Source organism: Paraburkholderia sp. UCT31, assembly GCF_014397655.1.
Lineage (GTDB): Bacteria > Pseudomonadota > Gammaproteobacteria > Burkholderiales > Burkholderiaceae > Paraburkholderia > Paraburkholderia tuberum.
In genome coordinates this window covers 71,513-79,278 of the sequence record NZ_VZQP01000039.1, presented here as the reverse complement: position 1 = coordinate 79,278, position 7,766 = coordinate 71,513, and the positions used below count along the sequence as shown (strand labels likewise).

At 57.6% G+C, this 7,766-nt stretch carries 6 protein-coding genes; 2 read left to right on the top strand and 4 right to left on the bottom strand.

Annotated features, from left to right (window positions below):
- Positions 1-825: 825 nt before the first annotated feature.
- From F6X40_RS28360 to F6X40_RS28350, 3 genes are read right to left on the bottom strand one after another with little or no spacing between them, the layout of a single operon-like run.
- Complete coding sequence (locus F6X40_RS28360) at positions 826-1,362, bottom strand: hypothetical protein (protein WP_187630097.1); 537 nt, start codon at positions 1,360-1,362, stop codon at positions 826-828.
- 49 nt (positions 1,363-1,411) lie between these two features.
- On the bottom strand, positions 1,412-1,579 hold the full coding sequence (locus tag F6X40_RS28355; RefSeq protein WP_187630096.1) for a hypothetical protein: 168 nt from the start codon (positions 1,577-1,579) through the stop codon (positions 1,412-1,414).
- Positions 1,580-1,629: 50 nt separating this feature from the next.
- On the bottom strand, positions 1,630-2,238 hold the full coding sequence (locus tag F6X40_RS28350) for a poly-gamma-glutamate hydrolase family protein (protein WP_187630095.1): 609 nt from the start codon (positions 2,236-2,238) through the stop codon (positions 1,630-1,632).
- Between the two features lie 763 nt (positions 2,239-3,001).
- Here F6X40_RS28350 and F6X40_RS28345 point away from each other — a divergent pair.
- A complete protein-coding gene (locus tag F6X40_RS28345; protein WP_187630094.1) occupies positions 3,002-3,331 on the top strand; it encodes a hypothetical protein in 330 nt (109 codons plus the stop codon).
- Between the two features lie 790 nt (positions 3,332-4,121).
- Here the strand turns inward: F6X40_RS28345 and F6X40_RS28340 are convergent.
- Positions 4,122-5,033: a hypothetical protein gene (locus F6X40_RS28340; RefSeq protein WP_187630093.1), complete on the bottom strand. Its 912-nt coding sequence runs from the start codon at positions 5,031-5,033 to the stop codon at positions 4,122-4,124.
- 278 nt (positions 5,034-5,311) lie between these two features.
- On the opposite strand from F6X40_RS28340, the gene F6X40_RS28335 reads away from it, so the two are divergent.
- Positions 5,312-7,471 (top strand): P-loop NTPase fold protein, encoded by a 2,160-nt coding sequence (locus F6X40_RS28335; protein WP_187630092.1) that lies wholly within the window; start codon positions 5,312-5,314, stop codon positions 7,469-7,471.
- The last annotated feature ends 295 nt before the right edge of the window (positions 7,472-7,766 follow it).

The following is a 7,766-nucleotide window of genomic DNA, read 5'->3' as shown; positions in this document are numbered from 1 at the left end:
CGACGACGGGGAGCTCCTCGGCGCGGCGTTGCGGCAGCGGTTCCGGGCTACGCCCTCCACCGCTGCCGCAACGCCAGTACTCTCATCCTGATTGACGCGCTGCTCTCATCTTGTTTGACGCGCGGCAACGATCGGCTCGGGTGGAGTTACGGGCCAACCGGCGTCCTGCAAAAGTCTCCACACCTGTTGCGCAACATCGAAGCATTCCGGGTCATCCCTCAGATAGACAATCTGGACAGGGACCGGCGCGACTCCCTTTAGCGCATCCAAAAAATCTGGGCGTCGAAGCTGGCGTGGCCCTACCTGATTGCGAAGCTGCTGAAGCCTCAGATTGGCATCAGCGGCTGATGCATTCGATGTCGCTGCTAGTGCGTTTGCTGATGCAATTCTTTCATCGGCGTCCCGTTGGACAACTGAACTCACTTGGCGGCTAATTATTGCTCCGGCAAGGCCCGAAAAAGCCGCTGCCGCACCGGTGAAAGCAGCAATCCACATGAGGCAGACGGATACGTTGTCCCAGAATTCCAGCGATCTCCCCCAGACCTGCATATGACCTCCGAGCCTGAATTGTCACGGACAGATCATATCGTCATCGGACAAATGCGCCGGGAGAACGTAGGATTTGCGCGGCAAGCCAACATTCGGACAGACGCTGCGGCGGTCCGCGCAGAGAGGCAAGCGCATTCCGCAGAGAAGGAACTGTGTCAGGGGCAGGGAAAAGTTCACGCTGGGACCTGCTGGCCCCCGTCCTGTTTTTCCATAGAACGAACTTCGCGACGCAGGGGGCAACGGATAGGCGGACACCTTTGAGAGCGCTGCATCGTGCTATTTCGACGGATACGGGACATCAAGGGCCCGCGCGATCAATTCGAAACCTGCCTCGTTCTTGTACGCTGCGATATCGAGACCGCGCAGCATGACCTTTTCCCATCCGCCGCTCTTGCGGTGGTGGGTGCGAATGAACTCGGGCGTCAGCACGTAGAACTCCGGTTCCGCCGCGCCGTCGATCGCGGCTCGATTCCTCGCCTTTGAGAGGTAGTAGCCCACGTTCAGGAAGGCGACCACGAGGAAGTCGAACGCGTCGATTGACTTCTCCTTGACCGGGAACCCGCGATCGCAGTCCGTAGCGTAGCGGCTCTTCACCTGTACGCGCACCTGTCTGGATGCCACGCGTGGGTCCGGGTGAATGCAGATCAGGTCATAGCCCTCGTTCATCGGCGGGGCCTTGTACGCGAGGATGTTTCTGCGCAGCAGGTGACCCATCACGAGATACTCGGCGCTCAATGAGATGGCCGGGAAGCGGGCAGCACGTCGCGCTTCATCGCCGTCCGGCATTTGCTCTGCAGTATTTGCATCGCTCATCGCGCTACTCCTGCACGTGCAAGTTGTGAAATAGCTCGACCATTGTCTCTTAATACGCATCAGGGTCTTTCGGCGCGGCTTCGGGATGTTCATGCCTAACCAAATAGCCCGGCATCACGTGCGGAAGCGTGTTGCCGGCGCTCCTCACCTTCTCGACAACCTCGATCACACACGCGATGGTCGGCGCGATTATCGATGCGGACGCTGAATCGGCCATTGACGCGCTCCACAGCAACACCTCGTCAATTTTGTTTTGTCGGCGCAGCGTCAGGCCGGAGTCTTCAATAACGCCGCTCGCACTGCGCGGCAAAAATGAACGAACCGCGGGGTGTGCTCCCGCAGGCCGTCTTTCTTCAGCGATTTGAAGAGTGTTTGCCGGAGTCCCCTGGAAAGTTCGAGCTGCATGCCGCGGCCGCTGACGCCTCTATTGCAGATATTCAGCGGATCGCGTCCTTGCAAGTGGCGGTTCTCATGTTCCTCAACATGGAAGCCTGCTGGCGCGAGTTCCGCTCTCAGGATGCCTGGGAAATCTGGATGCCTCCCACCAACAAACACCGTGTCTGCGTCACTCTCCTCACCATGAATGGTTAATACCATCCGGACAGTGCGCAGCATGTGGAGGCATTCCGGCTCATCGAAGCGACTGCTCGTTATGTGCAAGTCCCTGTTACTCTTGTCCTTGGTTGCATCAAAGATATATAGGGCGAGGTCGTCGCCCGCGATAGCGCGAGCAATCTCAGACGTTCCAGGCTCTATACGGCCACCATGCGGCGCCATCACCGCAAAGGTGGCATGGCTCTCGCGGGCGAAAATGGTGAATGTTCCGGGAGCTTCGGCTGCTTGCAGTTCCTTGAAACAGGCGTATTTGTCAGCCATGTGCTCTCATCCTATCTACTGGCGTAATACTGAGTGATGAACCTAGACAGCGCCATCCAAAGTGCAAACTGTTGTCTCCGGAAACGCCGCAACAGTTTTGTTCCCAAATCCATAGCAAATCCGCCCCGTGGGTGCCAACCACGTGCCACGTGTCGGCGCAATACCGAGCGGCCTTCGCCTGTCACCGCTCTACTCCCACTACCTTGCCCAATAGTTCGCGGACATCGAAGCGAACCAATCGACAGCTTTGAGTCGAGTTCGTCAGAACGGCGAATTTCCGATTGCACGTGCTTGTGCTCGGGGATATATCGGCATCCCCCGTGGTCGCGGCAGTCGCTACTGTCGCACATAATTATGTTGGCATTTTGCGAAATCAGGTGTAGGCAAACACCCACCATACAATAGTCGAAGGTCTTGCTATCAGCGAGAAGAACGATCCGGAACATGTACCATCCGGGTGGCCCGAGGACAGGCTGTAACGACCCTTACATTCGCGAGGAAAAAAGTTCCGCCACGTACATGCGCAGTACGACTACGCTGCAGAAAAGTACCGCGCGAGTCGCTAGGCGAACGGCTCGAACTGCTCCTGCGCTGCGATCCCAGCCACGTGATGCTCCTCAATGCGACTGCAGCATGAGCGAAACCAGCGGCGCGCGGGGTGGCTCATCGGGTGAGCCCGTCAGGGAGGGCGTGAAGGGTTGGCAGATTCGCACGACTATAGCCCAGCGGAAGCGCAATTGATTAGCTAACCAAGGGGAATGAAATGCCTTCCGACCGACGCATCGAGAACATCAGTAAATCAGTAACCAAATCGGCGAAGAGACGCGCGCTCGAATCGATGAACGTAAGGGCGGACGACTACATCACGACTTCCGAGTTCATTGGTCTGCTAGACAGTAGCTCGAACTTCGACGCTTTGCGCAAGGAGAAGAAGATTGCGTTTGACCCGCTGGATACGCCTCATGGTCTCCCGAAGCTGTGGGATAAGGCAAAGGCCGAAACGTTCGCCAGGCGTCTGCAGCTATTGAACGAGAAAGCACCGGCACGAAATCGAGCGTTGAAGAGGCATTGGCTGCGCTTGGCCGCGCGTTGATTCGTGAAATTCGCGAGGCTATCTCCGACGAGATCGCGATTCAGGCGCAGTGCTACCAGGCATTCGCACCTGAGCCATCGCATCCAGAGACAGAAGCGAAGCTGGAACCGAAGCAAGTTGCGCTTATGCTGTCACGCAAGGATGTCGCTTCGATGTTGAGTTGTAGCGTGGGTGCGATCCTGAGGCTAGAATCTGAGGCGGAAGATTGACCGGTTCCAGTACGACTTGGAACCCGCGTCAAGTATTCACGCGTCGCTATCGAAGATTATTTGAACCGTGAGAGCATGAAAGCCGCGAACGAGCGTCTGAAGTCAGCGCCGCTTCCTGACGAGCCCGTGAAGCGACCCGCCGGCAGACTGCGCAAGCGCAAATGATCAGGCAGCATTCGCCATGATCGGAAGGGCTCTCGCCTGTCGGCAAGCAGAAAAAGCCCGCACGGCACAAAGACGACTTCGGCCTGCGCAGCACGGCGTGGTAATCACGGCCTCCACCACCACGGCGATGTGCGCCATGAGCACGAGCCAGTTTCGGTCCCCAGTTATCGTCTGGACCCCCGACTGCGATCGCGAGTGGCTGCGGCAGCAGAGCGCGGAAAGGGACATTGCGACCGAGCGTTTAGGTGGGAGCCTGTTGAGCCATGCCATCAGGACGCGCGTGCCGGGCGGTCCGCAGGCGCAGCAGCAAGAGCCGTCCGCCACGTCGACCACCCGCGCCGGAAAGGCGGGCAGGCAATACATTGTGCCGCGCGCCATATTGCTGTTCGCTGCCCGATTTCCCTCTGAAGGCCAGCCTAGAGGGGGAAGGTCGATTTGGCGGTAAAGGGGAACTTCACCTTCATGAAGTCGGCGTAGGCGTCACCAAACTTCTTGCCGAGTTGCTCCGTCAGTGAGCGGGCACAGATGTCGAATGACTCATCGACGAGTGTCCATCGATCGGCCCAGTCCGTTGGCATCGGCGCGTCAGGAGGTTGCATTGCGGGCACGAGGCGGTGCAGCGACCACGCCACTTCGTTGTAGCGGTTCATGAACCACGCAAAGTCGCGTTCCGTGAACGCGGGCAGCACTGGCAACGGCCCCTCTCCCTTCATGTAGTCCTCGGCGCGAGTCAGCGATAGGCGACTGCCATGAACTTCGAAATCGTAGAGTGCATCGATCTTTGCCAGCACGTCGGTGATGTCTGTTCCTAGGCCGCTGTCGCTCCCCGTCATCAACTTGCGCACATCAAACTCATTCTGCTTTCGGGCTTTCTTGATGGCGACTAGATCGGTGGTCTTGTCCGTGTTGGTCGGATCAATTCCTTCGATCTTGTAGAAGTCTGTGATCTTCTGGAGTGCAGCGGCCGTGAGGACGCAGTCGTCGAAGACGTTGCGGAGGGTAGTGAAGGCGGGGCGCGGATAGCCCCTAAGCGCGGCCCGTTCGGCAGCGCAGAGTGTATGGAACGCGCTTGCTATGCGCGGAAGAAACAGCACGTAGAACGCCGACAGTGGCGCGTTGACAAGCGGTCGGCAGTGAGTGTTGAGAAGCTCTACTGCCTCAAGAAAGCAGGCCTTGAATCCATTCGAAAGCGCCATGTGTCCGCTAAATTTAAGCGCGGTATTGCTGAATATGTCTTCAGCCTCAAATATCGAGCGCACACGGCCATAGTCATGCCCCTCGTGAATAAATGCCGCGTCAAGCCGCTTTTGGAAGTCTTCGCCAGTCATCTTGCCCCTCACTGCGCTAGCAATAGCAGGAATACACCGCCCGATTAGGTGGGCCAATTCATTTGCGTTCACTTGGCCCATCAACCACCTTGCTGTACCACACTTCCACCCGCGAATCCTCGCCCGGTCTGGTAGGCCAGCGACGACGCGCGGCGGAGACAGCCACAGGGCCAATAGGAGACGTCCGTACCTGATCCCAGAAAGCAGACGTTCCGCGGCTACAATGGCCAGGAAACGCCTGCGTGTCCTACCAGCGGACTCTCTTACTTGGAGCCAGTGTGACTGACCTCTCCTCCGATCGCCCCCTGTCCGACCCCGCAGACGACCTTTTCGATCACTCGTCGTTTGCACGTTCACTGGCCAACGCAATTCGTCGTCAAACTGCTGCCGAAGGAATCGTACTAGCACTGTTCGGCCCTTGGGGTTCTGGAAAATCCACAGTTCTGGCGTACGTCGAACATTACCTTGAGCAAAGCCCTGAGCCCGAGCGCCCCGTGGTTGTACCGTTCAATCCCTGGTGGTTTTCGGGTCAAGAGAACCTCGCTAAGGCGTTCCTCAGTCAGCTTCAAGCCATCTTGCCCGAAAAATACGCGGACTTTAAAGCTATAGCAGACAAAATTGCTGAGTTTTCGGAGGCAATCGGCGGGGTTGTCGATGTCGTCGCAACGGCGACCGGCCACAGATGGCTTGGCGGTATATTCCGCTCAGGCGCCAAACTTGTGGCGCGAAAGCCGCAAGACGTTCCAGCATTGAAGACAGCGCTTTCGAAGCTGCTACGCGAGCAGCGTAAGCGTGTACTCGTTATCGTAGACGACATCGATCGTCTTACGCCAGAAGAAGTGCGCCAGCTCTTTACAGTCATCAAGGCCTTGGCGGACTTTCCATACGTCACCTACTTACTCGCGTTCGACCGCGATGTCGCAAGTGCAGCCATCAGCGAGCAGACGGGATTGCCCGGGGAACGCTACCTCGAGAAAATCATCCAGGTCCCATTCGAGCTCCCGCGAGTCGATCGCGAGACGCTGCGCAGGGCGCTGTTTGTAAGGCTCGACGCAGCGATGCCTGGAACACCTGATGGGCGCTTCGATTCATCGTACTGGACAAACGTGTTTTTCGACGGCCTTGATCCGCTGTTTCAAGTACCACGGGACATCGTTCGCTTAACCAATTCGTTAAGCGTGACATATCCCGCTGTTGTGGGTGAAGTGAATCCGGTGGACTTCATCGCAGTCGAGTGCCTGCGCGTTTTTCTCCCCGGTGCGTACGACGCGGTTCGAACGACCCCGGAACAGTTCACCGGCTATCATGCTGCGGACTACGGACACGAAAGGGATTCTGCGCTCGCCTTTCATAACGCATGGCTAGCCAAGCTTCCCGAAGCACTTCGAGAGTCGACTAAGGATCTAATGCAGCGCTTGTTTCCGCGTCTCGAGTCCGTGTGGTCCAATATGCACTACTCTGCGGAATCGGCGCTCCAATGGAGGCGCGATCTACGCGTCTGCTCACCTGAGGTATTTCCAACCTACTTTCGCCTTTCGTTGCCCGCGGGCGCCGTGTCGAGAGCTGAGGTCGACGCGATGCTCGAATCGGTCAACGATAGTGACGCATTCACAGTTGCGCTACGGCAAGCGGCACGGCAAAAGCATCCAAATGGCATCTCCAAAGTTAGAGACCTGCTCGAACGGTTTTTGGATCATGTACCAAGTGACTTGACCGCAGAGAACGCTGAACCTGTTATTCGCGCGTTGATGATGGTTGGAGATGAACTGGTGATACCAACCGACATCGTGCCCGGTGAATTCGATTTCGGCAACGAGGCTCGAGTTAGCCGAATCGTGTACCAGCTTCTGAAGAAGTGCGATGCGGCGGGGCGACTTCGGCTATTAACAGAGGCCTTCACAGCAGGCAACGCGCTGAGGTGCGGAGAACTCTTGTTCGGCGGACTATACGAACGGGCAGAAGAGGCAGCCAAAGGGGGGGGTGAATCACCTTTGACGATGGCGGAATGCACCGAACTGAAGGAAGTATGGCTGCGCAAGATTCGTCAGTCCTCTGTTGCTCCGGAGTTTATTGACCATCCGTCGATTGCCTCCTTACTCAGTGGCTGGCGGCGTTGGGGTGGAGACGCAGAGACCGCGGCATGGTGGGCCCAGGCGGTATCATCGGACGATGGATTGTTGAAGCTCATTGCATCGCACATGACGACAAGTACGTCTAACGCATTCGGGGAGCACGCATTGCGCGTTCAGATTCGGGTCAATCCCAAAAGGCTTGCGCCGTATGCCGACGTTCAAGCTATGGCAATGAGAGTATCGACGCTCCTGGCTGAGGGAGTGGTCGCCGAACGGTGGGAACCTGCGGCCAGACAGTTCGTTCGCGAGTGCGATATGCTAAAAGAGGGCAAGGATCCGGATGCACCGTTCGCATTCGATGACTGACCTCGCCGACTGTCCGTTCAATCGCTAACAATGCGTCTGCTATGGTCGGCAAGCGATCCATCCCCCGAGAATCCGAAGATCCAAAAAACCCCGGCAGTCTCGATGCGGGCCGCCCATGAGAGAGCTTGAACTAACGACATGGGCCACTGCGGCCCACATCGATCCTACGCCAATATTGGAGGCCAATTGCCACGTGCTTGCCGGGCACGCCAGTGGCCGCCCGCTTTACTCGGCCAGAAGCATCTTCGACGTTACGTGGAGCGAAGTCTGTGCCTTCGGGCGTGACAAACGCGCG

Excerpts from the sequence above, each read along its gene's own strand:
- F6X40_RS28340 (WP_187630093.1), bottom strand. The coding sequence starts at position 5,033 with ATGACTGGCGAAGACTTCCAAAAGCGGCTTGACGCGGCATTTATTCAC.
- F6X40_RS28350 (WP_187630095.1), bottom strand. The coding sequence starts at position 2,238 with ATGGCTGACAAATACGCCTGTTTCAAGGAACTGCAAGCAGCCGAAGCT.
- F6X40_RS28355 (WP_187630096.1), bottom strand. The coding sequence starts at position 1,579 with ATGGCCGATTCAGCGTCCGCATCGATAATCGCGCCGACCATCGCGTGT.
- F6X40_RS28360 (WP_187630097.1), bottom strand. The coding sequence starts at position 1,362 with ATGAGCGATGCAAATACTGCAGAGCAAATGCCGGACGGCGATGAAGCG.
- F6X40_RS28345 (WP_187630094.1), top strand. The coding sequence starts at position 3,002 with ATGCCTTCCGACCGACGCATCGAGAACATCAGTAAATCAGTAACCAAA.